General features: G+C 55.4%; 28 protein-coding genes and 1 pseudogene. 12 read left to right on the top strand and 17 right to left on the bottom strand.

Annotation, left to right across the window (positions count from 1 at the left end):
• Positions 1 to 8: 8 nt before the first annotated feature.
• From FZZ88_RS00830 to FZZ88_RS00800, 7 genes are read left to right on the top strand one after another with little or no spacing between them, the layout of a single operon-like run.
• Positions 9 to 1,316 carry a DUF6716 putative glycosyltransferase gene (locus FZZ88_RS00830; RefSeq protein ID WP_166017773.1) on the top strand — a complete coding sequence of 436 codons (1,308 nt, stop codon included), beginning with the start codon at positions 9 to 11 and terminating at the stop codon, positions 1,314 to 1,316.
• Positions 1,313 to 2,341, top strand: a complete 1,029-nt coding sequence (locus FZZ88_RS00825) for a DUF6716 putative glycosyltransferase (RefSeq protein ID WP_166017771.1) — start codon at positions 1,313 to 1,315, stop codon at positions 2,339 to 2,341. The genes FZZ88_RS00830 and FZZ88_RS00825 overlap by 4 nt, the downstream gene beginning before the upstream one ends.
• On the top strand, positions 2,338 to 3,657 hold the full coding sequence (locus tag FZZ88_RS00820) for a DUF6716 putative glycosyltransferase (protein ID WP_166017769.1): 1,320 nt from the start codon (positions 2,338 to 2,340) through the stop codon (positions 3,655 to 3,657). Before FZZ88_RS00825 ends, FZZ88_RS00820 begins: the two co-directional genes overlap by 4 nt.
• Before the next feature lie 38 nt (positions 3,658 to 3,695).
• Positions 3,696 to 5,981, top strand: a complete 2,286-nt coding sequence (locus FZZ88_RS00815) for an N-acetylneuraminate synthase family protein (RefSeq protein ID WP_226423734.1) — start codon at positions 3,696 to 3,698, stop codon at positions 5,979 to 5,981.
• Positions 5,978 to 6,895, top strand: coding sequence for a hypothetical protein (locus tag FZZ88_RS00810; RefSeq protein ID WP_166017767.1), 918 nt, complete (start codon positions 5,978 to 5,980; stop codon positions 6,893 to 6,895). Before FZZ88_RS00815 ends, FZZ88_RS00810 begins: the two co-directional genes overlap by 4 nt.
• 3 nt (positions 6,896 to 6,898) lie before the next feature.
• Positions 6,899 to 7,675, top strand: coding sequence for a sulfotransferase family protein (locus tag FZZ88_RS00805; RefSeq protein WP_166017765.1), 777 nt, complete (start codon positions 6,899 to 6,901; stop codon positions 7,673 to 7,675).
• Positions 7,659 to 8,510, top strand: a complete 852-nt coding sequence (locus FZZ88_RS00800; RefSeq protein ID WP_166017763.1) for a sulfotransferase — start codon at positions 7,659 to 7,661, stop codon at positions 8,508 to 8,510. The genes FZZ88_RS00805 and FZZ88_RS00800 overlap by 17 nt, the downstream gene beginning before the upstream one ends.
• A gap of 26 nt (positions 8,511 to 8,536) precedes the next feature.
• Here FZZ88_RS00800 and FZZ88_RS00795 read toward each other — a convergent pair whose 3' ends face one another.
• Positions 8,537 to 9,223: an SDR family oxidoreductase gene (locus FZZ88_RS00795; RefSeq protein ID WP_166017761.1), complete on the bottom strand. Its 687-nt coding sequence runs from the start codon at positions 9,221 to 9,223 to the stop codon at positions 8,537 to 8,539.
• 83 nt (positions 9,224 to 9,306) lie between these two features.
• Between FZZ88_RS00795 and FZZ88_RS00790 the strand changes: the two genes are divergently transcribed.
• From FZZ88_RS00790 to FZZ88_RS12105, 3 genes are all read left to right on the top strand, one after another.
• Positions 9,307 to 9,522 carry a Nif11-like leader peptide family natural product precursor gene (locus FZZ88_RS00790; protein ID WP_166017759.1) on the top strand — a complete coding sequence of 72 codons (216 nt, stop codon included), beginning with the start codon at positions 9,307 to 9,309 and terminating at the stop codon, positions 9,520 to 9,522.
• Positions 9,523 to 9,549: 27 nt separating this feature from the next.
• A complete protein-coding gene (locus FZZ88_RS00785) occupies positions 9,550 to 10,086 on the top strand; it encodes a PAP/fibrillin family protein (RefSeq protein WP_166017757.1) in 537 nt (178 codons plus the stop codon).
• Positions 10,087 to 10,154: 68 nt separating this feature from the next.
• Entirely contained in the window at positions 10,155 to 10,289 is a 135-nt protein-coding gene (locus FZZ88_RS12105) for a hypothetical protein (RefSeq protein ID WP_255453091.1), read from the top strand.
• Between the two features lie 10 nt (positions 10,290 to 10,299).
• Here FZZ88_RS12105 and FZZ88_RS00780 read toward each other — a convergent pair whose 3' ends face one another.
• Entirely contained in the window at positions 10,300 to 10,821 is a 522-nt protein-coding gene (locus FZZ88_RS00780) for a DUF2808 domain-containing protein (protein WP_226423720.1), read from the bottom strand.
• A gap of 83 nt (positions 10,822 to 10,904) precedes the next feature.
• Positions 10,905 to 11,423: a hypothetical protein gene (locus tag FZZ88_RS00775; RefSeq protein ID WP_166017756.1), complete on the bottom strand. Its 519-nt coding sequence runs from the start codon at positions 11,421 to 11,423 to the stop codon at positions 10,905 to 10,907.
• A gap of 298 nt (positions 11,424 to 11,721) precedes the next feature.
• Between FZZ88_RS00775 and FZZ88_RS00770 the strand changes: the two genes are divergently transcribed.
• A complete protein-coding gene (locus FZZ88_RS00770) occupies positions 11,722 to 11,907 on the top strand; it encodes a hypothetical protein (RefSeq protein ID WP_166017755.1) in 186 nt (61 codons plus the stop codon).
• A gap of 235 nt (positions 11,908 to 12,142) precedes the next feature.
• Here the strand turns inward: FZZ88_RS00770 and FZZ88_RS00765 are convergent, their stop codons facing one another.
• From FZZ88_RS00765 to FZZ88_RS00750, 4 genes are all read right to left on the bottom strand, one after another.
• On the bottom strand, positions 12,143 to 12,415 hold the full coding sequence (locus tag FZZ88_RS00765) for a DUF3303 domain-containing protein (RefSeq protein ID WP_115022469.1): 273 nt from the start codon (positions 12,413 to 12,415) through the stop codon (positions 12,143 to 12,145).
• 813 nt (positions 12,416 to 13,228) lie between these two features.
• Positions 13,229 to 13,510: a Dabb family protein gene (locus tag FZZ88_RS00760; RefSeq protein WP_230332788.1), complete on the bottom strand. Its 282-nt coding sequence runs from the start codon at positions 13,508 to 13,510 to the stop codon at positions 13,229 to 13,231.
• Between the two features lie 290 nt (positions 13,511 to 13,800).
• Positions 13,801 to 13,938 (bottom strand): hypothetical protein, encoded by a 138-nt coding sequence (locus FZZ88_RS00755; protein WP_230332787.1) that lies wholly within the window; start codon positions 13,936 to 13,938, stop codon positions 13,801 to 13,803.
• Positions 13,939 to 14,197: 259 nt separating this feature from the next.
• Positions 14,198 to 14,344 (bottom strand): hypothetical protein, encoded by a 147-nt coding sequence (locus FZZ88_RS00750; protein ID WP_166017753.1) that lies wholly within the window; start codon positions 14,342 to 14,344, stop codon positions 14,198 to 14,200.
• A 202-nt stretch (positions 14,345 to 14,546) separates the two neighbouring features.
• Between FZZ88_RS00750 and FZZ88_RS00745 the strand changes: the two genes are divergently transcribed.
• Complete coding sequence (locus FZZ88_RS00745; RefSeq protein ID WP_166017685.1) at positions 14,547 to 14,747, top strand: hypothetical protein; 201 nt, start codon at positions 14,547 to 14,549, stop codon at positions 14,745 to 14,747.
• A gap of 156 nt (positions 14,748 to 14,903) precedes the next feature.
• Here the strand turns inward: FZZ88_RS00745 and FZZ88_RS00740 are convergent, their stop codons facing one another.
• The 10 genes and pseudogenes from FZZ88_RS00740 to FZZ88_RS00695 form a co-directional block, all read right to left on the bottom strand.
• Complete coding sequence (locus tag FZZ88_RS00740; RefSeq protein ID WP_166017752.1) at positions 14,904 to 15,338, bottom strand: hypothetical protein; 435 nt, start codon at positions 15,336 to 15,338, stop codon at positions 14,904 to 14,906.
• Positions 15,339 to 15,452: 114 nt separating this feature from the next.
• Positions 15,453 to 15,677: a hypothetical protein gene (locus tag FZZ88_RS00735; protein ID WP_226426202.1), complete on the bottom strand. Its 225-nt coding sequence runs from the start codon at positions 15,675 to 15,677 to the stop codon at positions 15,453 to 15,455.
• Positions 15,678 to 15,850: 173 nt separating this feature from the next.
• Complete coding sequence (locus FZZ88_RS00730) at positions 15,851 to 16,816, bottom strand: carbamoyl-phosphate synthase (protein WP_166017751.1); 966 nt, start codon at positions 16,814 to 16,816, stop codon at positions 15,851 to 15,853.
• A 266-nt stretch (positions 16,817 to 17,082) separates the two neighbouring features.
• Positions 17,083 to 17,409: a hypothetical protein gene (locus tag FZZ88_RS00725; protein WP_166017750.1), complete on the bottom strand. Its 327-nt coding sequence runs from the start codon at positions 17,407 to 17,409 to the stop codon at positions 17,083 to 17,085.
• A 22-nt stretch (positions 17,410 to 17,431) separates the two neighbouring features.
• A complete protein-coding gene (locus tag FZZ88_RS00720; RefSeq protein WP_226426201.1) occupies positions 17,432 to 17,683 on the bottom strand; it encodes a hypothetical protein in 252 nt (83 codons plus the stop codon).
• A gap of 1,174 nt (positions 17,684 to 18,857) precedes the next feature.
• Entirely contained in the window at positions 18,858 to 19,082 is a 225-nt protein-coding gene (locus FZZ88_RS00715; protein ID WP_166017748.1) for a hypothetical protein, read from the bottom strand.
• A 160-nt stretch (positions 19,083 to 19,242) separates the two neighbouring features.
• Positions 19,243 to 20,181, bottom strand: coding sequence for a carbamoyl-phosphate synthase (locus FZZ88_RS00710; RefSeq protein WP_166017747.1), 939 nt, complete (start codon positions 20,179 to 20,181; stop codon positions 19,243 to 19,245).
• A gap of 291 nt (positions 20,182 to 20,472) precedes the next feature.
• Positions 20,473 to 21,407, bottom strand: a pseudogene (locus FZZ88_RS00705) (carbamoyl-phosphate synthase).
• Positions 21,408 to 21,558: 151 nt separating this feature from the next.
• A complete protein-coding gene (locus tag FZZ88_RS00700; RefSeq protein WP_166017746.1) occupies positions 21,559 to 22,686 on the bottom strand; it encodes a DUF1254 domain-containing protein in 1,128 nt (375 codons plus the stop codon).
• Between the two features lie 179 nt (positions 22,687 to 22,865).
• A complete protein-coding gene (locus FZZ88_RS00695) occupies positions 22,866 to 23,108 on the bottom strand; it encodes a hypothetical protein (RefSeq protein ID WP_166017745.1) in 243 nt (80 codons plus the stop codon).

Raw genomic sequence — 23,108 nt, 5'->3', positions numbered from 1 at the left:
TGGAGTCGATGGCGCCTGCAGAATCCAAGCGCCTCCTCGGCCGCAAGGTCACAGCCGTTGCCTGCTTCGACTCCTTCGGGAAGCTGGCGATGACCATGCTGGCTGCCTGCCGGCGTGAGGGAGCTGAAACAAACCTGCTGCTGCTGCAACTGAACAACCGGGCCCTCTCCCGGCGACAGCGCCTCGAAATTCGCCGGATCGACCCCAAGATCCGCATTGAAAAACACAACTGGAACGATCTGCGCCAGCTCTGTGGCGCCATGGCAGGGGATGTCGATGCCCTGATCCTTGGCCTGGATGGCCAGCGCAGCCGCGATGCTCTGCTGCAACTGCAAAACATCTGGGCAGATCAGGAGAAACGGCCACGCCTCATCAGCGCTTACCCAGGGATCCTGTTCCGATTCGGCCTCGAAGGGATGATGGATCGCTCGGGCGCCGACCTGCTCTGCCTCAACAGTGCTGACGATCTGGCTCTTTATGGCCGAGGGCGCAAGGCCCTCGGCCTCGACAGCAGAAATGCCGTGGTGACGGGTTTGCCGATTCTCTGGCATACAAAACCACGCACGGCAGCCCCGGACAACCCATCGATCGTGTTCTTCGAACAGCCCTCGATTCCGGTGCATCCCCTACAGCGCCGGTTCCTCTGTGAGCAAATCAAAGAGCTAGCCGAGGCCTGGCCCGATCATCCCGTGATCTTTAAACCGCGAACGTCGAGCATCGAGAGCACCCTGCACCGGCGCCATGGGGAGATGGCGAGTGTGATCGACAAGATGACGCGCGATCAGCCGAATCTTCGCCTAAGTTTCAAGCCCGCCACCCGACTGCTGCGGCAGTGCGGTTGCGCCATCACCGTCTCATCGACGGCCGCCATGGAATCGATGGCGATGGGCATCAGCACACGCATTGTGGGTGATCTGGGCGTGACCGAAACCCTCGGCAACCACTTCTTCGCCAGTTCGGGCGCCATCGCCAGCTTCGCTGCGATCAAGGCCAACCCCTTCGACGTCACCCATGACGCTCAGTGGCTCGAGCAGCAAGGTCTGCAGCGGGACGGTGAGGATCGCTTCATCACGGCCTTAGTCGACCGGATCAACAGCCCAGCTGCACCACTCGGAACCTCAAACCATGGCCCTCTGAGCTGGGGCAGCAGTGACTGGCAGAAGGCCGCCTTGCGCAACGGGGGCAGAAGGATGCTGAGCAGTGGTGGTGCCCGCTCCAGCCAGCGCAAACGGCACCGCACCCGTCGCATGCTGCGCAGCCTGCGGGACAGCGTGGTGGGATTCGGCTGGCTCTCGAAACTGCTGCGGGAACGATGACCCTCCTGCTGGTCAGCGACGGAGGGCTGGAGCGTTCCGCCTGCTTGCTGATGGCAGAGGCGCTGGAACACCAGGGTCAGAGCTGCATCACGGCTGGGCCAAAGCTTCATGGACACCAGCCCCTGGCCACCCCTGCACAGCAGCTGAACATCGATCTGCAGCATCTGCCTGCACACCCCCTGTTGGATCAGGTCTCAGCCATTGGCTTGTTCCTGGAGAAGCCAGAGCAGGTTCAGCACTTCATCCAGACCTATCAAGGCCTCTGCAGTGCGCGCGGTCGGCGCGCGGCAAAGCTGTTCAGCGGCCCCCTCGTGCCCTTGGTGGGCGATGCCCTGATCCGCGATCTCACGCTGCGCATGGGCTGTGATCTTTTGCTGGTGAGCGGCGAACACCAGCGCCGTGAACTTCAATCACTCACGTTCAACTGGCCCGCCAGCCTGCCGGCGCCGCCTGTGATCAGCACGGGCTTCTGGTTTCCCCAGACCGCACCCTGCGCACCAGCCCAGCAGCCCCTCCTGCTCGCATTGATCCAGGAGAGGATCCCCACCCACATCGGAGCCCGGGATCAACTGCTGCGCCAACTCAACTCCTGGGCGCGGCAACGGCCGAACTGGACCGTGATGTTGCAACGCGACCACAGCTGGAGCTCGACGACAGCGCTGACGCCAGTCGACGCCCCCCTCGCCGAGAACCTGGTGGAAGCCTCACCCGGACAGTTGCTGCCGCTGCTGGGATCCTGCACCGCCTGTCTGACGGTGAGCTCTCCCTGGAGCCTGGCGGCGATGGATTGGGGCCGCATCCCAATCATCGTGGGTGATTACGGCATCCATGATGAACAAAAAACGACGGGCTTCTTCGGCTGCGGCGCTATGCATCGCCTACGCAGCATCCCCAACCTGGATGCCATGAACGAGCTGCCCATGGCGAACCAAGCCTGGCTCGATGGCATGGGCGCTGACATCGAAGACGGACCGAAGCGCCTGATCGGAGCCCTGAGCGAACTTGCCCGCCGGGACGTGAGATGACAGCGACACCGACCCGGTCCACGCTCGACGTGTTGCTGATCGCCGACAGTGACAGCCAACTGCTGGCCTGCGAGGCCCTCTGCGGTGCTCCAACCGCGCTGAACGTGCACTGGACCATCAACGTGATTCCACGGGATGGAACACCCCAGGCGTTGTTGCAACGCCTCGCCCAGCACGTCAACCTTCGCCATCAAAGCTTGGCTCGGCTGCTGAGTGATCAACGTCTGCAGAGCTTTGATGCCATCGGCGTCTACTTGACGGGCAGCAAGCTCAATGACATCCGTCTTGCGTTGCAACGGGCTCGCCAGCGCCCCTTGCTGTTCTGTGGTTTCAACGGCGTGGTGCTGGACCACTTCATCGAAGGGGTGAGCTGGCGGCTTGGCTACGACCTGATCTGCCTCAGCGGACCGCGTGATCAGGAGGCCCTGGCCCAGCTGGTGGAGGGAACCCCTTTTGCCCATCAGCGCACCGTGCTCACCGGTCTAAGGCGGAACTCCCTTTGTCCGGACCTGATTCCTGTCGCCCAGCGTCCGCGGCGACTGGTGTTTGCCGAACAGGTGATCATGCCCGCATCGCCCCCCGAACGGGCCCGGCTGGTCCGTCTGCTCAGCGATCTGGCCAGCCGTTCTCCCAACTGGGAGGTGCTGATCAAACCCCGAATCGCGCCGGGGGACGCCACCTTTCATGACGTTGACACCCACATCAGCACGACCCTGCAGCAGACCCTGGGAGTACCTCCCGCCAATCTGCGACTGGACTATCGCCCCCTGCCTTTGTTGCTAAAGCAAGCCAGGCTGCTGGCCACCCTCTCCTCGACTGCGTTTTTCGACGCCCTCGACTTCGGCTGCCGAACGATTGCCATCAGCGATCTGGGGCTGCAGCCGGACTACGGAGGCCACGTTTATGCCGGCAGCGGCGTGTGGCGCTCCTTAGAGGCCATCCCCAACCTGGATGCCCTTGATGCCGAAGGGCCATCCCCAGATCCTCGCTGGCTGGAGTGGATGGGCTACGGGCAGCAATTCAGCCCTACCGCCCTGCTCCGAGCCCTGCACGAGCAGAAAGGCCAGCCACCGCAGTCCATCCCCAGCACGATCGGCTATCCGGGCAATTCCCAGTCCAGCTTCAACCAACTTCGGTTGGGAGCGGAAGCCGCCATCGCTACTGGCGACTGGCCCAGTGCTCGGGAGCTGCTGTGCCAGGCAGCCCTGATGCGACCGCTCCACCGCGGCGTCGCTAGTCGATATTGGGCTGTCCGCCAGACCAACCCACTGCTACGGCAGATCGCACTGCTGATCTCCTACAGAGATCTGAAGTAGGTTCAACGACTGACTCAACCCAGGTGGCCGACAGAACGGTGAGAGGCATCCTGATTGAGCGAAATTTCACCCAGTTTGTTGTCTTCGCGGAAGACAGCATCCTGTCGGCGCTCAGCAAGATCACGGCCAACCAATCACGCCTGATCTTTGTGGTTTCCGAGAGCGGAATCCTCCAGGGCGTCCTCACTGATGGCGACTTCCGCCGCTGGATTGCCGGTTGCGGCGAGATCGACCTGAACCGGCCGGTCACCGCCGCGATGAACGCCAACTACCGCTCGGCCGACGAGGGCACAAGCGCCAGTGATCTAAGCGCCCTGCTGAATTCACGCATCATCGCGCTGCCGCTGCTCGACAGCCATGGCCGGATCGTGGCCGTGGCACGACGGGCCACCGATGGGCTCCAGATCGGCTCCCACCGCATCGGCGATGACGCCCCCTGCTTCCTGATCGCCGAAATCGGCAACAACCACAACGGCGATCTCGACACCGCCATCCAACTCATCGATGCCGCCCATGCAGCGGGGGCGGATTGCGCCAAGTTCCAGATGCGGGATATGAGCCGGCTGTACCGCAATGCGGGCAACAGCAACGACATGGCCTCAGATCTGGGCACCCAGTACACCCTGGATCTGCTCGAGCGCTTTCAGCTCAGCGACGATGAGCTGTTCCGCTGCTTTGACCACGCCGCAAACAAAGGCTTGGTGCCCCTCTGCACCCCTTGGGACGAAACAAGCCTCGACAAGCTCAACCGCTGGGGGATGGAAGGCTTCAAGGTGGCTTCCGCTGATTTCACCAACCACGCCCTGCTCTCCAGCCTCGCGGCCACTGGCAAGCCCCTGATCTGCTCCACCGGCATGGCCTCCGAGGGGGAGATCCGCTCCGGCATCCGTCATCTCCAAAACGAGGGGGCCGGCTACGTGCTGCTCCACTGCAATTCGACCTACCCCACCCCGTTCAAAGACGTCAACCTGCGCTATCTCGAACGTTTGCGCGACCTGGCCGAGGCTCCCGTCGGCTACTCCGGTCATGAACGGGGCATCGAAGTGCCGATTGCTGCCGCCGCCCTCGGCGCCGTGGTGATCGAAAAGCACATCACCCTCGATCGATCCATGGAAGGCAACGACCACAAGGTGAGCCTGCTGCCCGATGAATTCGCCCAGATGATCCACGGCATTCGTCGGGTGGAGGAATCGATGGGCAGCAGCGGCGAACGCAGCATCAGCCAGGGCGAAATGATGAACCGCGAAGTGCTGGCCAAGAGCTTGGTCGCCACCTGCGACATCCCCGCAGGTACGGAGATCACCGAGGCCATGGTCGGCATCCAGAGCCCGGGGCAAGGGCTGCAGCCCAACCGTCTGGAGGACCTACTTGGCAAGACGTTGCCGGTGAGCAAAGCCACCGGGGAATTCTTCTTCCCTTCAGACCTCAATAGCCCTGCCGCCGCGCCTCGCGCCTACCGCTTCCAACATCAATTTGGCGTCCCGGTCAGGTATCACGACATTGAGAGTTTTGCCGCCACCAGCAATCTCGACCTTGTTGAAATCCACCTCAGCTACAAGGATCTCGAGGTCAACCTCGATCAGGTACTTCCAACACAGCAGCAGCTCGGCCTGGTGGTTCACGCCCCCGAACTCTTTGCTGGCGATCACACTCTCGACCTTTGCAGCGCTGAGCACGACTATCGGCGTCACTCGATTCAAGAACTCCAGCGCGTGGTCGACATTTCCCGTGACCTGCGCCGCCGGTTCCGCTGCCCCGATCCCGTCCTTCTGGTGACGAACATCGGCGGCTTCTCAGAGCACCACCATCTCGAGCCCACTGAATTGGAACCGCTGCGGCAACGGCTGATCGAAAGCCTTCAACAGATCAACACAGCTGGTGAAGTGGAAATCATTCCCCAGACCATGCCTCCCTTCCCCTGGCACTTCGGTGGGCAGCGATATCACAACCTGTTTGTCGACACCGACTTCATACGTGAGTTCTGCATCGAAACGGGCATGCGCGTCTGCCTGGATGTGTCCCACTCCAAGCTCGCCTGCACCCACCTCAATGCCTCCTTCAGCACCTTCCTCAAGGCGATCCTTCCTTTCACCGCTCACTTGCACCTGGCCGATGCGAAAGGCGTCGATGGTGAAGGCCTGCAGATTCACGACGGTGAAATCGACTGGGTCCAGCTGTTTTCCCTGATGGACCAGCTCGCCCCCAAGGCAAGCTTCATTCCCGAAATCTGGCAGGGCCACAAGAACAACGGCGAGGGCGCCTGGCTTGCACTCGAACGCCTGGAAGGCTGTGTTGAGCCCAGCCCGCAACGGCAGGTCGCGTGATTCAGCTCAAACCGAGCCGAATTGTTCTGCATTGCGGGCTGCACAAAACCGGCAGCACCTACATCCAGCGGAACCTGCAGACCAACCGCGAGCTTCTACTGGGGCATGGGGTGCTGTATCTCGGCCCCAAGACCTTCAAAAAGCGTTGCTCCGAGTTATGGCGTCACCTGCAATGGGGCCGTAGGGATCGCAAAACGTCCAAAAGCCTGACGTCACAGACCAGAGCCACTCTGCTTGAGCTGGCAGGTGAGCATCCAGAATCGATCCACACCATCGTTCTGTCGTTCGAAGCCATTTTCGGCACATTGCGCAGCGGCCTTGCGGAGCCACCACGCAGAAAACCTCGCAACAAGGAGTACGAGACGGGCTTGTACCGCTATGCCAGATCGCGCACGAAACGCTTGATGATCGGGTTGGAGGACAGTCTTGAAGAGCGTTCGATCACGTGGACCATTCTGTTTGCCAGCAGAACCCATGAAGCGTTTATCCGCTCCTGTCATACCCAGCTGCTCAAGGAAGGGCGACACACGCCCGAAACCAGCCACTTCGAAACGTTCCGACAAACAGCCGATTTCTCTCATACCGACCCCAACCACCTGGAGCAGACCCTCTCAAAGCTTGGTAGCAAACGCGACCTTAGTTTCGTGAACATCAACTACGAACAAGCCATCGATCCGCATGAGCCCAGCACCTTTTTGTGGAATGTGCTGAAACAGGCCTTGCCCGAGCAAGCCGACCTGCTCAGACAGCAGCTGGAAGCGAACAGGGACAACGTCAACCTGACCAAAACCACCAATCCGGGTCTGAACGAACGGGGGCTTGAACTGGCGATCCAGGCGCGACCGCTGTTCAACCGCAGTGAATGGAAGCTGTTTCGCAAATTCCTCGAAAAAAATTTCGCCAAAAGCCGTTAATCCATGGCACAACCGCATCACTTCATCCGGATGAAGCGCCACAACCTGCTCTACGGGAGGGTTCCAAAGGCGGCAAATTCCTCAATCAAAGCGGCTTTATGTCGTTTGCTCAGCGAAAGGCCTCCCAAAGGAACCAAAACGACGTCAGACAAGTTCTGGCAGCACGAAACGAATCAGGAAACGGAGCTGATCACCCTGCGCCGTGCCCGCAAGTACCGGCGAAGCCATTTCAGCTTCAGCTTCGTGCGCAATCCGTTCGACCGACTGATCGCGGCTTACAACAACAAAGTGATCGAAATCGAGACGCCACCTCTACCGATGCAGAACATGGGAATTACCCATGGCATGTCGTTTGACGCTTTTCTCGATGTCTTAATCGAGACACCGTTCAAGCACTATGACGTTCACGTTTTGCCCCAGAACCAATTGCTTTGCATCGGCAATCAGATCGTGCCGAAGTTTGTTGGACGCGTTGAACAGATCAACGAACACTGGGCTGAACTGCGCGACATCCTGGCCCGACGCGGGATCGATGTGATGGAGTCTTTACCTCAGAAAAATGTGCGGCGCAGTGATCGCGGCAGCCTGCAGAGTTACTTCACCAGCGATGCTCTGATCGAAAAAACAATGCGAATTTATGGCGATGATGTGCGCCTTTTTTACAACGATGTGTCTGTGGATCACTTGATCCAAAATGCCCCCCTGCCGACGATCAATCCCTTGCGCAGCACGGGATTGAAGCTGTCGAACTGGCTCCGGACCCATGGCTTCGGGCGCTGATAAGACAGGTTGGCTGGAGTCCTGGCGTTGCAGGCATCAGATCAATCGCAGCCTGAAGGGACGGCACGACCAAATCGCGGCGATCTACCGCTCTCAGTTGCCCACGTTCATCATTATTGGAGCGGCCAAATCGGCCACAACAAGCCTGGCCACGGCGCTGCGACAGCATCCTCAGATTCAGATCAGCAAGTCGATGGAGCCGAAATTCTTCGGCCGGCACTACCTGCGGGGTTGGGAGTGGTACGCGAATCAGTTTGCGGCAGATCCGCGGCGTCCCCTGCGAGGCGAAGCCAGCACGATGTACACCTCGTCCTATGGCTCCTACGCCAGAACGCCGGAGCTGATCCACCATCACCTCGGCCCCATTCCTCTGATCTACCTGGTGCGCCATCCCTTGCGACGGATTGAATCCCACTGGCGGCACTGGCGCGGACGCATCAATGACTGCCCGTCATTTGATCAACTCCTCCGCTCGCCTCGTCTGAGACAACGCATTGTGCAGGCCTCGCTTTACCACCAGCAATGGCAGCGCTACCGACGCTGGTTTCCGCAGCAGTCGATGCTTAGCATCACCACCGAAGAACTCAGCACTCATCCTCAAACCAGCCTGCGACGCATCCTGAGCTTCATTGGCGCAACCCCGGATTGCTCCAGGCTGCTGGAGGAGGGCAAACTGCCACGCATGAATCTGGCGGGGTCCAAGGGGCGACAAGAGATATCAGCACCGACCTGGAGCGAAGGCCTCAAACAGGAAGCGATTGACATCATTCGCCCTGACAGCGAACGCTTCTTGGCAAGCACAGGCCGACCCACGAACACATGGGAGTGGGTCTAGAGCAATCCAATGAATCAATCCTCGGATCAACAGAGCTCATCCAACAACTGGCCCAGTTGCTGCTGAGGCTGGGCAGGCGAGCTGGTGATTTCGAGGATGCGACCACAGGCACGTGGCTGCTCCAGAGCATCCAGGCACACCTGGGCCACGAGGCGCCGAGGAATGCTGTTGCTCTGCTGTTGATCCGCCTCCGTCAGCAGCACCCCCTCCGTGGTGCTGCGGCTGTCGTCTTCGCTGAGACCTCCAGGCCGGATCACGGTCCAAGCCAGACCGCTCCGTTCCAGGCAGCGCTCACCAACCCGCTTCCAAATCAAGATCAAGCCAAACAGGTTGAGGGGATGCAGCCAACGGCCGGCACAAAGGGAACTCACCAGCACAACACGCCGCAGACCCAGGAAGCTGCAGGCCTGCAGCTGCGCCTGCACCCCCCAGGCATCCACCTGCAAGGGGCCCGCCAAATTGATCGAAGGGCGAGCACCGGTGGCGATCACCAACGCCGAACAGCCCCGCAGCGCATGGAGCAATGCTTCCGCCGTATCCAGCTCAAGCCGACGCACATCAAGGCGTCCCTCCTGCTCGGCTTGGGCCAGGGCAGGGGGCAGCACGGAAGCGGGCCGAACGATGGCTCTGACCGATTGACCACGCTTGAGCGCCTCGTCGACAACCCGCCATCCGGTTTTGCCAGAGGCACCTGACACCGCCAGTTGAGTCATCCCATCAAAACTCGTCTCCGCACCAGTCAACAGACCAGCGTCAAGACCAGACCGGTCAGAATCAGCTCGACAGACCCAGCCGCATGAGTACGGACCAACTCCGGCAATTTTTTGCTCACATCGCACGAGATCCAGCCTTGAAGCAGCAGGTGATCCAGGCCGTCAGTGCCGATGCTGCCGCCCTGATCGCCCAACAGCTGGGCTATGAAGTCTCTGGCGATGAACTGCTGCGGTTCTCCGGCAAGAGCGCGTCGGGCGTCAGCGTCACCAAGATTCAGCACCCCGGCGAATACCACTAGAACGGCTGGAGCAGTTCAAGCCATTCCGTGGGGCATCACCGCGACCAACTGGTGCATCTGCTGCAGGAGAAACCCAGCGATCCAAGCCTGCAGAGGCTGATCAACCTTGTGGAACAGGAGGATCCCGCCGACCTCACAACCTCAGCAAGCTTGCTGCGTGGGGTCTGGGAACTGCGCTGGAGCAGTTCCAAACAACCATGGCTGAAACAGACCGCCGGACTGGAGAACCTGCAGGCGCTAGATCCAGAACAGGGGCGCGGCTGCAATCTGCTGCGGCTTCGCGCCCCCTTCGGAGCATTAGGGGGCATCAATCTGCAAGCCGAGCTGCAAATCGCCGACAACAAGAGGGTCGAGGTGCGCTTTTGCCGGGGAGGCTTGATGGGGCCATGTCTGCCGAACCGGCAACAGTTGAGCCTGATGCGACAGGTTCAGCAGAGCACTCCAGCCTGGCTCGACATCACCGTGCTGGATGAAAAGCTGCGGATCTGCCGCGGTAACGCAGGAACAACATTCGCGCTACTGAGGCGCAACGATTTGAACCTGAGTGAACTCTTGGGCGTATGAGGAGTCGCAAACAAGGCTGGAATTTGTCAACCACCTGAGCCAGAACCGAAGGGCTTGAATTCGTCCTGATGGCACGCCTTCTTCAGATTCTGCAGGGATCCAGCAACAGCGCCGATCTGGCGGCATGGACCGCCGTGATCTTTGCCTCGATCACCGCACTTGTGATCTGGGGTCTTTTCAACGCTTACCCCAACATGCTTTAGGCGGTACCAACTAGCGAAATGGGTCCTGCTCGTAAACATTCGAACGCAAGGTGGGACCTACATAACGGACGGGATCCTCACCATCTGCCAAGAGTTCCGTGGACCATTGATAAATACTGGAGTCGGGGTTAAAACCACGGAACACAACATTCACAGTCTGCCCCGGCTGAACCGCCGGAGTGAGTTGGATATTCAAAACCCCTTCGGAATCTGAGACAACAGCAGAGGCCAAACCAGTTGCTCCTTTACCGCGAAGTGAGTAGTCGCCAAAATAAACCCGAGGTTCTGATTGACCCCAGTCCCACTGATCAATGTTGGGCAACTGACGTAAAACAATCGATCTCAAAGTATTGCCTGCATCCTCAGGAACCACAACAGTGATTGTGGTGCGATTGCGCAATCCTTCTGTGGCTTCAGGGTTATGAATCATGACCCGCGTTGGGGGTCGATCAAACAACGATTGCGCGAGCGACGGCACCTCCAGCAACAGCATCGGAGCCAGTAAAAGCATCGCCATCCATTGTTGCTTCACCCGATTGACCCGACGAATGAAACAAGATTAGCCAGGGTGATCAGGTCAACATTGCAGGCCGAAGTGTCAGCCATTGACAGGCTTCAGCAATGCCTGGCCAACAAGGATTCGACCATGCCGGTGTGGCCTTGAAGGGCATAGGCCTCGACTTCACGGCGGCGCTGCAGCGGCCCCAGCGACTGAGTCACCCGCAGCACATGGTCGGCCGTGGACGAGTCGAGATGGTGGGCAAAAAACTTGTCGACCTGAACACGGCTCAAACCACCCTGCGACTGCAACATCAAGCTGATGGTGGACGAGGACGGCGTGTCCAAACCAGCCAGACAGTCCTGAACCACATGGATGGCCTCATGGGCGAGAACATCCAACTGAAGCCATGGCTCATCGCGCAGCCCCTGCGACAAACACAGTCGGTTTACGCCCATGTTGTAAGCAGCTCGTTCGGCTCCGGGGCCACAACGATCAAGGCGATCAATGACAACACCAAGCGGCTGAAGCCGATCGATCAAACGATCCGTCCGAGCTGAAAGTGAAACCGAATGGGCAGGAACGCCCCAGGCAACCAGCAACGCAATGGAGAGCAGCAGGCGAGGAGCCAGCAAGCGAGACGCATCAGACGCGGACTGAACCTAGGCCTGCGCTCAAGCCCGCTTCCGGTCACATCACCACCGAAGAGGGGCCTGAAGTGCAATGCAGAACTATGGTTCTGAGGTGGGAGGGAGACCTCTTCGGGCGTGGTTGCTTGATTTGGTGGGTGGTGTCACGACCTACCGCCTCTCTCACACCTCATTGAATTAGTGGCGATCAACACCACAACAGGATGAGAGTGGGTATTGATGCTCTGGAACACCACCATCAATTCGTCGTAAGAATCGAATCATCAGCCCAGAGGAGGCTGCAATGTTCGAGGTACTTAAGGGTCACACTGGCAGCTGCCAGCGCAGAACTTGCCTGAAGTGGGAGATCAACGGCGAACTGTCAGCCCTCGATCGCCAGAACTTGATGCAGCTGTTGTGTCAGGTGGACAAGCAAGCCTGTATCGACGATGTCGGCATTGCCCCAGCGGCAGACATTGAAGGCAATTGATTGAGCATTGGCTCTCAACTTGCATTTAGCTTTCCGTCAATGCGCCATGCAGGTCATGTCATGGATCCAACTGAACACTTGAGCCACAACTGAGGAGCCAATGGAATGGACTCAGGCCAAGCCTCAGTGTTCGTTGAATGCGTCGACCGGTCCGAGGGGGCCGGTTTTTTATGCCTATTTAGCTGTGTCGGAAACACCCCCCGCATTCGCGAGGGGCAGCCTTCCACGCCGATGATCAGCTGTAAGCCTTGGCGATCAGCGGGCCTGCTTGCTCGTCTGCCAGCACGGGGGTGACGTCCCAATCGAGGCACTCTGCCCACTCCGCAGCGTGCTCATAACAAGCATCGGCATTGTCAGACTCCACGAGAATCCAACCCTCTACGGAGCCAGGCGCATGAAAACGCTTCCATGACTTGCATTCGGGAAAGGGCGCGCCCGTCGCCAGGAACTTCTTGGCAGCAATTTCGTGGTAGCCGGTCTTGAACGACCAGTGCATCAAAAAAGTCATCGATATGGTTGAAGACGACGAAGATTCCCACACATTCGAAATCTTGTCTGCAAGTCAAATCACGTCACAACAAGGGTGGTGAACAGCGCCGCCCGCCAAACGTCACCCCCCGGTTTCTGCAGCAGGGTATTGATGCCATCGTCCTTGCGTGGCCAGACAAAGAGTCTGGAGACATCAATCGGCGGATCGCTGCACAGACAAACCTTGATCGGTCGGCATCGGCATCATGCCGTTCTGCTGTAGGTGGAGTGCCACGCAACCTGGCCCCCATACGACCCCCGCTGCAAACAGCCATGACCAAAAGGGAGATTTCACGAGAAGATCTTGCAAAGCCGCTTTTTGAACTCAGCGAAGCTGTTCTACGGATTGCAATTCAAGGCCTGATTACGTCCTGATTAAGGGAAGCGACCTGTTGGGTGACCAGGACTCCATTGACTGAATTGGGGGGATGGCACGAGAAGACAGCTCTAAAAACCAGCTGCCACAGGAACAGTGCACTGCGGGCATCAAGGGTCAGGGTTCAGACGTGACGGCCTGAGGTGTGACCTCTGTGCATCTTTGACGGAATCTTTGCTACGAAGCGATCAGCTCAAGCCAAAACAATGCGGCTAAAGCGGTGGAGCCAACTGCCAAAGCGAACCATTGGTCTTTCAGGGTGCGAACCACGTTGCCTGAGCTACTACCCCAATAAACCAAGCTTTCAGAAATGAGCTAGCCCCACCACACACTGCTGCACCATCAAGCGTAAGCATTGATTTTTGAACAGCTTCGCAGGCCCTATCCCAATCAGAAAAGATGCCAACATTCCTCTCATCAAGATTCGAGATCAAAAACTATCAAATCAGCCAAAAGGGCCAACAAAACAGCCTCTAACTTTTTATGGTCTGGATGAACCAAATAACGATCACGAGCCAACAAATCAGAAAATGTCACCACAACGGCGTGCGTGAAATTCTTGTTCAATTTTTCAGGATTTTGATTGGCTCCATACTCGATTGACTCGATTCCATCAATTGTTGACTTTAGATCAACAAACTGATTGAACATTGCATCGATTCGATTTTGGCCTGCACTTTGATTGAACTGTAGCAACAAGAGATGTCTAATCATTCATCAATGCATGACGTCATGAGTTCACTTTAGTTCGAGAAAGGATGGTCAGGACTCACTTTTGCCCCCATAGGACGACTCGATCACTGACTTGTTACTCAGACGGGAGCGGACTGCCTGAGAGCAGCCAATCGCGCTAGACAGGCGGACCCAACAGTTGCCGCTGACATGGGTCCGCGTCCCGAGCTAGGTACATGAGTCCGGGACGCAACACAAATAAGCCAGTGAAGCCAGACGATTCAGCGAAATTCGATACCAACCGGGGTTGTTTGTAACTAGCCCCAATGCGGAAACCACTCGGGGACAAGACCCACACGGGATAGCCCCAGGACAACTGCAGCGATCCCCAGCTTCATCCCCACCAGGATCCCCGCATACTTCCAGCTGAACACGGATTTCGTCTTGGTCGTCACAAGGCTCATCTGGCTCCCCCACATCATGCGCCCTTTTTGCTGCGGACCCTGATGAGCAGCTTCAATCCTCGGTAGAACGCTTCCGACGACGTGCGCGGTCACTAAAACGAATGATCACCCGCGTGATCCCCCACGCCAGTGCGACACCCAACACGATCGAGAGCAGTGTCTCCAAAGCACATCTATTGAGGACACCGGCAAGCACCGGATGACCCTCAATATGCCGTTCTGATCAAGCGATGCGTTCGAACTGTTGCGATCAGTCGCGTGCGTTCACGTCCTTGTCCTTGGGTGCCTCTGTCTTCGCCTGAGGCTTGGCGGCCGCCTTGGAGGCCAGAGAGGCTTCCAGGCGCTGCAGCTGCGCTTCGCGCATTGCGCCTGAAATACTGAGGGTGCGGTCAGTCATCGATTGGCGTTCCCGACGGCGGCAGACACAAGGCCTTATGCGATCGAGGGGGCGCCTACAGATCTGAGGACCGACGAAACCTAGTCGCTCAACACCCCACGTCCAGGGAGCAAAAGTGCTTACGTCATCGTCTTGCAACACAAGGCTTAGCCCGCATCAGGAGCCCAGACAACTTGCTTCTGCCAGGTGGGAAGGCACTGATTTGCAGACTGGGCGGTCTGAAGCCAAAACCCGAGAAATCATCAAGGCTGACAAATCAGCCGAACGTTCTGACTTCCTGAGTAGCCGTTTGGCACTGCTGGACACGATCATTCAGGCCAGCATCGATTCCAAGCAACACTCAAATGCCGTTGGTGCTCTCAAACTCCAGGTGCAGCTGACACGGCTGCTGGAAGGCAGCTAGTCGCCAATGAGAAACACCGCCATTGCTGACGGGGTGAACTGTGTGAGGTTTTGTCGGGAGATGGATAGCGACAATCACAACGCCCCCTGCTTTTCCCCGAAGGGTTTTGTATTGCTTTCAGCCACGAGGCATCAGGCTTTTCGACAACATGTAGAACTAGTGGGCCGTGATAGATAGGAAGCAATCTCCGACTTGCCTTTTTATATGTTTACTGCGAGATAGAGTCTCTAAGTCTCGTGGAGAAAGGCTGCAACTAAGTTGCTCGATCTTAATCTCCTCAATTCCTTCGATTCCAGGGCAAAAGCCTTTTTCATTAATGGCTTTGTTAAGTGTTTGATTGTATATGTACTGGTTAAAGGGTTGCGGTTTTGCTGACGAAGTGGCTACCTCGCTTTCTGCTTGCCGAATTGCTGAGGCTTGAGATACTCCCGCCTTCAGGAAGTCACAGTACGTTTGAGCAACTTTCTTTGCATATTGTGGGGTTGTCGTTGCACCTGCAGTTCCACTCTCAAGTTTCTGAGCTTGGGCTGGAGAAAAAATAGCCAGCAAGCTTATAGAGGTGATACATGCGATTGCTTTGGATGGTTTCATTTGATTCATGCGTGTTGCGAGGCTCTCGCTCTGTAAACACACCATCTCCGTTCTGGCTGGGAATCACCTCCCCTGATCTAGTGATTTATTCGGCGGGCTTTATCCCCCATTTAGTTACAGCCTCACCCCCAGGTGCCAACCCAAAAGCCTGTCCTGCTCTTCCACGGTCAGGAACGAATAAAGCCAGTCCAGAAGCAACTCCTCCACCACTGGCTCACCTAGGTCCTGCACCCCTCCAGACAGCAAGCCTTGGAAGACATCAGGGTCATTGGCGGTAGGGCTGCCACTAGCTCCCTCATCAGGAACAGAGCAATACGGGTGTCTTGAGGCATCGGTCAAACGTGACTGCCTTGAGTGTTCCCCGCTCTAGTCACGCAATAAAAAACCCGCCATTGCTGACGGGGTGGTGTTTATTTTGTGCCAGGCATTGGATTGCACTTAGGCGTGATTAGGCAGTGAACAAAGAAATAAAAAGCCCCTGTGGTCGCAGGGGCGTTGAGTGATAAGTTGCATCAATCATTTTTCCATGGTTGGCACGTATTACCCACTACCTGATTAAATATTACTCCATAACACCAATCGTGTACCCTCACATCCCGGTTGCTTGGTGTTGATGTTAAGGAATTGATTACAGGTAGTTGTTGAACTGCTTTGCGCTGCGCTGTTGTACTTGCACCACCAAAGCGAACTTTAATATCAGCTGAAACTCTGGTGTCGAATGCTTCGTCGTAGGAGACATTCACACCAGCCGTTAAACCATTGCTGATCTGATAGGCCAAGCGTCCACGCACACCAGAGCCATCAACTTCTTCTTGATCACGATGTTGGTAGTAATAACCAATTGATGCTTTCAACACTGGAGTGATGAAATATCCAGCATCCAATCCATAGGTGTTCAATGCACCGCCTTGGTAAACACTATTGAGCTTTTGCTCGACATCACCAACGGGGATCAGTCCATAGCCGTTCAAGGTCCAGCTGTTTGAGACCGCTTCCGCATTCAATGCGATCTGCTGGAAGCCGACGGTCTTCTTGTTGGTGACGTTCACGCCGGTGTCGGCATCACCTGATTTCAATGAACGGCTGTCATAACCACCATTCAAACCAAACATCCAACTGCGGTCGCTGTTCAGCCAGCGATAACCCAGGCGCGTTGACGTGGAGAACCCACCATCCACATCGGTGTTAATGATGCTGCTCTCGCCGTCGCGATCAGCGAAGTTGGCGTTGACCAGGGCATCAAGGAACCAAACACTGTTCTCGCCAACAGACAGTGGGAGGAAACCACCGATGCCTGCTTGGTTCGGTGTGCCAGCACCTTGCAGTGCGCCTTGAAAACCAATGGTGGGTTTGACCACATCAGCCAGGGTGATGCTCATCACACCAAGGTCTTCTGCTGAGCCCTCTTGTGCAGTGGCAGGCAGTGGTGCAACAAAAGCAGCAGTGGCAAGCAACCCTGCAGAAAAACGACGCAGCATCAAAGGGAGAGTGGACTAATCGAATGGTGGCGTGTCAGGGCTAATGCCGCCCACTGAAATGACCAGTTTCAGCTTTGCTTCTGAGCGATAACTAATAAAAAACCCCGCCTTGCGACGGGGTGGCAAGTGTGAGGTTGTGTCGGGAGATAGATAGCGACAATCACAACGCCCCCTGCTTTTCCCCGAAGGGTTTTGTATTGCTTTCAGCCAATCGGCATCAGGCTTCCCGACAAATGTTTTGCTAAATCAGATATTTATAGCTTCAATTAACTGAAAATTGCATTATATAGATAGGGTTTGATAAGCTTGTATTGGCGAACATATCCCTTGATCTTTATCCAGCAAATATCAGAACCGTCGACCTGTCCATTTTTTAGTGAGTAGTTCCATGCTTGTTTTAATGTTGCTCCTCCAGCCATCAAGGTTTCCATCTCTCTTGTAGCAGTGCTTGCGTAACATCCAGCGGCCTCGGCAGGCGCAGTAGTGATTGAAGACGCGCCGATAACGGCAGCGGTTGCGATTGCGGTAAAGAGTTTCATTTGATTCTTGTGATGTGTAAGGCTCTCACCTTGTTGTGAAAAATTGCCCGCCATTTAGACGGGCATTGCTTGTTTATCAATTGCAGAAGGTGCTGCTACCAATGGTCGTGCATGAACCGCTGTAGCTGCTTCCACCGCTGGTAGTACCGTTGTAAAAGGTGGTGCCACCAATGCTGTTGGTATTGAAGCTTGAGCCGTTGCTGCCGTAGGTGTATGTGGAGTTCCCGATGCGATTGGTGTGGTACATATCAGCCTTTGCTTGTGGTGCAACTGCGATAAATGAAGCGCCGATTACAGCAGCAGTAGCGATTGCGGTGAAGAGTTTCATTTGAGTTTTGGTGTTGTGGAGGTCATCCCTCCTGGACCTCTTCACCATCTCCGTTCCAGCTGGGAATCAACTCCCCCAACTGAGTGATTTATTCAGCGGGCTTTATCCCCCAACTGGGTAGGCAATAAAAAAGGGCGGCAGGGAGTGCCGCCAGCAACGAGGGGTCGAACGCGTCGAAAACGCTGGACTCTCTCCAGCGGCACCACCCTCTTCAGGCGGTCAGGGGTGCCGTGGGTGCCCTTTACATACTGCCAAAAAAAAGAGGGGTCCCACCCCCTCTCAGTTCGACGCATTGGACCCCCTTACGGAGGGTTGACCTAATACTCTCTATCCACGCCTATGCCGCCATCCGTAGAAGCGCCCATTGAGAAGGGGGGGCGTCGCGCCCCCCTGAAGGTCATTGAGACCTGGTTACTGCTCATCGGTCTCTGACCTCATCACAGTTCTAAGGCGGATCAGAGCAGCGGGTCATGAGCGGAATTACCGCTTTCTGTATCAAGAGGCACAAAAAAAGGAGCGGTATCCCTATCGCTCCTTCGGAAACTGAAAGTGCCGCTGGGCGGGACGACGCCAAGCGACCACCACCATCACCGATGAGGTGGGACTGCCGTGAGTTCCTCGAAGGTGGATGGGGGTCGATTGATTGGGTGGCGTGATCAGGCGTCGTTAATTGGTGCCAGATCACACTTCAATTCCGGCAAGCCAAGGCCAGCGTTAAGTCAGTTCTCTGAACTGATCACATGGATTTCAAAAGCAAGAGCTGCCAAGACCTAAACAACCAATTGGCTATCTACCAAGCATTCCGCAACATGCATGGAGTTGCTGCGGTCTTACGCCAGATGGCGAATGAACACTGTTCTATTCAGAAGGTGGTTAGTCGCTAATCACCGCACCGGTGGGCTAGGGGCTTGAATCGGGTTAGTGATGCTTAGTAAGCCGAACATCTGTAAGGGCCTCATGACCCAACAACCCAAAACTCATTTCAGTCGCCAATGTCGGATCGTTAGTCAACACGATCCCTCTTCATAGAGCTGCGGGGGGCTCATTTCTTGGCAAGCGAAGCCACTACCCTCATAGAGTTGGCCTCGCCGCTCCGGACTTGCAATCAAACAGAGCACCTATGTCTTAACCCTGGTGTTCGAAGCGTTGACGCATTACTTGATACTGAGACGTGTTAATCAGCGAGTTGCACTTGGTCATCAACCCCAAGCGTGCTGATCACCATCTGGTCACACAAGTGCATCAGCTTGAGGTCGGCGAGAGAAGAGCTGCACCCCTGGGACTGACACCACCAGGGGGCTTTCTTGCCGCAGCGGAGGGGAGGCTTACGGCTGCCTCCCTCTCCCTCACCGTTGAACGTGCTTGGGGCGCAGAAATTGGGCCCCTTACTTCCCGACATTAATAAACCCCGCCTTGCGACGGGGTGATGTTTATTTAGTGCCAGGCATGGGATGGCATTTAGGCGTGATTAGGTAGTGATTAAAGAAATGACAAGCCCCTGTGGTGGCAGGGGCATTGAGATTAAGTTCACCCAACATGTTCCCTACACCCTCCCCTGCTCAACATCCTGGCGCTTTGTCTTTGTGGCACTTTCCATCGTGTACCCTCACATCCCTGTTGCTTGGAGTTGATGTCAGGGCATTAATCACAGGCAGTTGTTGAACTTCTTTGCGCTTTGCTGTTGTGTTAGCCCCACCAAAGCGTACCTTTAGGTCTGTTGAAACTCTGGTGTCAAATGCCTCATCATAGGAGACATTCACACCAGCAGTTAAACCATTGCTGATCTGATAGGCCAAGCGTCCACGCACACCAGAGCCATCAACTTCTTCTTGATCACGATGTTGGTAGTAATAACCAATTGATGCTTTCAACACTGGAGTGATGAAATATCCAGCATCCAATCCATAGGTGTTCAATGCACCGCCTTGGTAAACACTATTGAGCTTTTGCTCGACATCACCAACGGGGATCAGTCCATAGCCGTTCAAGGTCCAGCTGTTTGAGACCGCTTCCGCATTCAATGCGATCTGCTGGAAGCCGACGGTCTTCTTGTTGGTGACGTTCACGCCGGTGTCGGCATCACCTGATTTCAATGAACGGCTGTCATAACCACCATTCAAACCAAACATCCAACTGCGGTCGCTGTTCAGCCAGCGATAGCCAAGCCTTGATGAGGTGCTGATGGTGGTGCCAGCCACCTTTGTATTGATGATGCTGCTGTCATTGCCGTAATCAGCAAAGTTGACGTTCGCCAGTACATCAGCAAAGAAGACGCTGTTCTCGCCAACAGCAATTGGAAGGAACCCTCCAATGCCTGCCTGATTCGGAATGCCTGCACCCTGCAGTGCGCCTTGGAAGCCAATGGTCGGCTTGACCACATCCTTGAGGCTGATGCTCATCACGCCAAGGTCTTCTGCACTCCCGTCCTGAGCGTTTGTGGGCAACGGAGCGAGAGCTATGGCAGAAGCCAACAGCCCCAGGGAGAGATGACGGAGCATCGGGGGTTTATGAGTTGAACTAAGGGTGCACTGCTTGAGCTGCTGATGCCCGCTGCAGTAGGCAGTTTCAGCTTTGCTGCTATTCAGCAAGCAATAAAAAACCCCGCTCGTGGCGGGGCTAAGTATTAATGAGTGCCAGGTATCAAAGGCTGATTTAAGTGTTTATGGTGTTAGTTGAAGAAATAAAAAGCCCCTGCAATTGCAAGGACTTTGGGGGTTAGGGTCAATCAAAAGTCAAAGTTGGAGGGTGAAGAAAGGAAGGGAAGATAAATATTCTTCCTCGGCTTGTAGTCAGCACCCAAAAATATTTTTAAAGGTAAAGCAATCATGCACCCTCACATCTCTGTTGCTTGGTGTTGATGTTAAGGCATTGATCACAGGCAGTTGTTGAACTTCTTTCCGTTTCGCTGTTGTAGCTGCACCACCAAAGCGAACTTTAATATCAGCTGAAACTCTTGTATCGAATGCTTCGTCGTAGGAGATATTTAATCCTGCTGTGACTCCACTGGTCATTTTATAAGCCAAGCGTCCACGCACACCAGAACCATCAACTTCTTCTTGATCGCGGTGTTGGTAGTAATAACCAACTGATGCTTTCAACACTGGAGTGATGAAATAACCAGCATCCAACCCATAGGTATTCAGTGCACCGCCTTGGTAATCGCTATTGAGCTTCTGCTCGACATCACCCACAGGGATCAGTCCATAGCCGTTCAAGGTCCAGCTGTTTGAGACTGCTTCTGCATTCAGTGCAATCTGCTGGAAGCCGACGGTTTTCTTGTTGGTGACGTTCACGCCTGTATCGGCATTGCCAGATTTCAGTGAACGACTGTCGTAACCAGCATTCAGCCCATACATCCAGCTGCGGGCGCCATTCAGCCAGCGGTAGCCAAGGCGTGTGGAGGTGGAGAAGCCACCCGCGACTCGGTGTTGATGATGCTGCTGTAGCCATCTCGGTCGCCGAAGTGGGCATTGACGAGGGCATCAAGAAACCAAACGCTGTTGTCGCCAACAGAGAGAGGAAGGAAGCCGCCGACGCCTGCTTGGTTCGGTGTTCCTGCACCTTGCAGTGCGCTCTGGAAGCCAAAGGTGGGTTTGACCACATCCTTGAGGCTGATGCTCATCACATCGCCAAGGTCTTCTGCGGTGCCGTCCTGAGCCCTTATGGGCAACGGTGCAAGAGCTATGGCAGAAGCCACAAGCCCGATAGAAAGACGGCGGAGCATCGGACAGGTTCGATTCCGCGAATGATGCCGCGGTTTGTTTCGGTCGACACGCGATGACTTCAATCAACGCACTGGCGGCCTGCACCGCCGCCAGCCTGTTTTGAGCATGTTGTCCAACGCCTCGATGGCATTGTGCCGAAGTATCAATTTTTTAATTAACACCAATAGTAGACTGTATTTCAGGAACTTTCCAGCTCCCGTCAAAGTAAGCCTCTTGGGGAGAGTAGATTCGAAGTGTGGCGTTTGAACCAGGGTAAATTTCTAGAAAATTTTCTTTTGTTGGATCTTTTCCGAAATTGAGCACATAGCTTCCGTTGTCGCCCTTCTTTGCGAAGGAGCTATTAATATTGTAATTATCTCCTTGAGCGAATCCATCTTTATCGTAAACAGTTACCGACCAAAAAGCATTATCAGCCATAGGCACATCTTTCAAAGTGAGCGTCAAGTCCTCACCTGATTCAGGGATAGAGATAGACGGATAGACAGCTCCTTTTTTAGTAAGTGCTCCCCACCCGAAGGCTACCCCCATATTTCTCATTTCAGAACTGATCTCGCCTTTCTTACCAAACAAATCCTCGGGATTAATACCTTTTTCCTCTTTTTCCTTTTGATAGTCTGACCTCATTTTAAGCATTTGGTCTCTATCCCAGTTTTTAGTTTGTACGAATTCGCCGCGACTCTCTTGGCTGATATTTATTTTATTTTCAATTGCACCAACCCGCTTGATGTCAGCGGGATCCTGCATATTTACCTGGGTGCGAATAATGACATATGCGAAGCGGCTTCCAACCATTTCTTTGGTGATTTCATAGTCTCCAGGCTTGCTCGATTCCAATGGAATCCAGGAATCTGAGCTAATGACTTCCAGGATTTGCAACCGGTCGGAGGCTGGCAAGGTAATCGTTACTGGACTTGTCAAGTCAAGGACAGCCATTGAATACAACGTATCGAAATTCGCTCTTAATATGGTTTTATCTTTTGGATCCATTGCCTTGCGGAGATGCATGAAAATACCCATGCCACCTGAACATGTTGCTTTAGCAATTTTTTCAACATAATCACCAAGGATTATTTCCGTTTCAGCAAACGCATAGTTGTCTGTATTAACAACGGCTATTGTTGAGCTTTCCTTTTTAAAGGCAGGCTTGATATCGGAGCAATTCGAAGGCGCACTGCCTGCAAAAACAGGAGCATTGGGACTCATTGCCAATGAAACTCCAATGGAAGTAGCAATACAAGCAGCAGACGCAATAAGGCCCTTTTTAATTTTCGATTTCATCTACTTTGTTTTGGTCACCCTAGTGTTTTAAGCACAGAACCCACTTTTGCCAATAAAGCTTGGTCAGCGGCAACTGCCCAATTGCTCCAGCGCGGGATTGGTGGCACGGTCCTTGTTCGCCATGGGGTGGAGTCTGGCGAGCGGGGAAAACTCAAGGCGGAAGCAAGTTGGCTTGGCGATCAAAAACCGCGGCCGTCACGCTCCCGCATTTCCAGGCGGAGTTGCTGGTAGCGAACTAAAGCCCGATCCTCATCCAATTGAGGAAATAACAAACGGGCCTCTTCCAGGCTCGCGGGCTCAAGAAGCCAATCGTTAGAGCGATCCGGGGCCACTTGCTCAGGATTGCGATCCCAGGGCTGGCGACATGGCAGCACCCAGCTGAACCAGCGACGAAAGCAGTCGAATAGGTCGAGTGGATGCAT

The sequence above is a fragment of the Synechococcus sp. PH41509 genome (genome assembly GCF_020514285.1).
Lineage (GTDB): Bacteria > Cyanobacteriota > Cyanobacteriia > PCC-6307 > Cyanobiaceae > Parasynechococcus.
The sequence above is the reverse complement of the archived record's forward strand: the minus strand, read 5'-3'. Positions and strand labels throughout refer to the sequence as shown.

What these genes read in the sequence shown, in the direction of transcription:
- FZZ88_RS00820 (WP_166017769.1), top strand. Translation starts at nt 2,338, where the DNA reads ATGACAGCGACACCGACCCGGTCCACGCTCGACGTGTTGCTGATCGCC.
- FZZ88_RS00750 (WP_166017753.1), bottom strand. Translation starts at nt 14,344, where the DNA reads ATGACTGACCGCACCCTCAGTATTTCAGGCGCAATGCGCGAAGCGCAG.
- FZZ88_RS00770 (WP_166017755.1), top strand. Translation starts at nt 11,722, where the DNA reads ATGTTCGAGGTACTTAAGGGTCACACTGGCAGCTGCCAGCGCAGAACT.
- FZZ88_RS00720 (WP_226426201.1), bottom strand. Translation starts at nt 17,683, where the DNA reads ATGAAACTCTTCACCGCAATCGCTACTGCTGCTGTAATCGGCGCTTCA.
- FZZ88_RS00825 (WP_166017771.1), top strand. Translation starts at nt 1,313, where the DNA reads ATGACCCTCCTGCTGGTCAGCGACGGAGGGCTGGAGCGTTCCGCCTGC.
- FZZ88_RS00715 (WP_166017748.1), bottom strand. Translation starts at nt 19,082, where the DNA reads ATGTCGGGAAGTAAGGGGCCCAATTTCTGCGCCCCAAGCACGTTCAAC.
- FZZ88_RS00830 (WP_166017773.1), top strand. Translation starts at nt 9, where the DNA reads ATGGCGCCTGCAGAATCCAAGCGCCTCCTCGGCCGCAAGGTCACAGCC.
- FZZ88_RS00805 (WP_166017765.1), top strand. Translation starts at nt 6,899, where the DNA reads ATGGCACAACCGCATCACTTCATCCGGATGAAGCGCCACAACCTGCTC.
- FZZ88_RS12105 (WP_255453091.1), top strand. Translation starts at nt 10,155, where the DNA reads ATGGCACGCCTTCTTCAGATTCTGCAGGGATCCAGCAACAGCGCCGAT.
- FZZ88_RS00725 (WP_166017750.1), bottom strand. Translation starts at nt 17,409, where the DNA reads ATGGCGGGCAATTTTTCACAACAAGGTGAGAGCCTTACACATCACAAG.
- FZZ88_RS00730 (WP_166017751.1), bottom strand. Translation starts at nt 16,816, where the DNA reads ATGCTGCGTCGTTTTTCTGCAGGGTTGCTTGCCACTGCTGCTTTTGTT.
- FZZ88_RS00710 (WP_166017747.1), bottom strand. Translation starts at nt 20,181, where the DNA reads ATGCTCCGTCATCTCTCCCTGGGGCTGTTGGCTTCTGCCATAGCTCTC.
- FZZ88_RS00795 (WP_166017761.1), bottom strand. Translation starts at nt 9,223, where the DNA reads ATGACTCAACTGGCGGTGTCAGGTGCCTCTGGCAAAACCGGATGGCGG.
- FZZ88_RS00700 (WP_166017746.1), bottom strand. Translation starts at nt 22,686, where the DNA reads ATGAAATCGAAAATTAAAAAGGGCCTTATTGCGTCTGCTGCTTGTATT.
- FZZ88_RS00790 (WP_166017759.1), top strand. Translation starts at nt 9,307, where the DNA reads ATGAGTACGGACCAACTCCGGCAATTTTTTGCTCACATCGCACGAGAT.
- FZZ88_RS00740 (WP_166017752.1), bottom strand. Translation starts at nt 15,338, where the DNA reads ATGAAACCATCCAAAGCAATCGCATGTATCACCTCTATAAGCTTGCTG.
- FZZ88_RS00800 (WP_166017763.1), top strand. Translation starts at nt 7,659, where the DNA reads ATGGCTTCGGGCGCTGATAAGACAGGTTGGCTGGAGTCCTGGCGTTGC.
- FZZ88_RS00695 (WP_166017745.1), bottom strand. Translation starts at nt 23,108, where the DNA reads ATGCATCCACTCGACCTATTCGACTGCTTTCGTCGCTGGTTCAGCTGG.
- FZZ88_RS00765 (WP_115022469.1), bottom strand. Translation starts at nt 12,415, where the DNA reads ATGACTTTTTTGATGCACTGGTCGTTCAAGACCGGCTACCACGAAATT.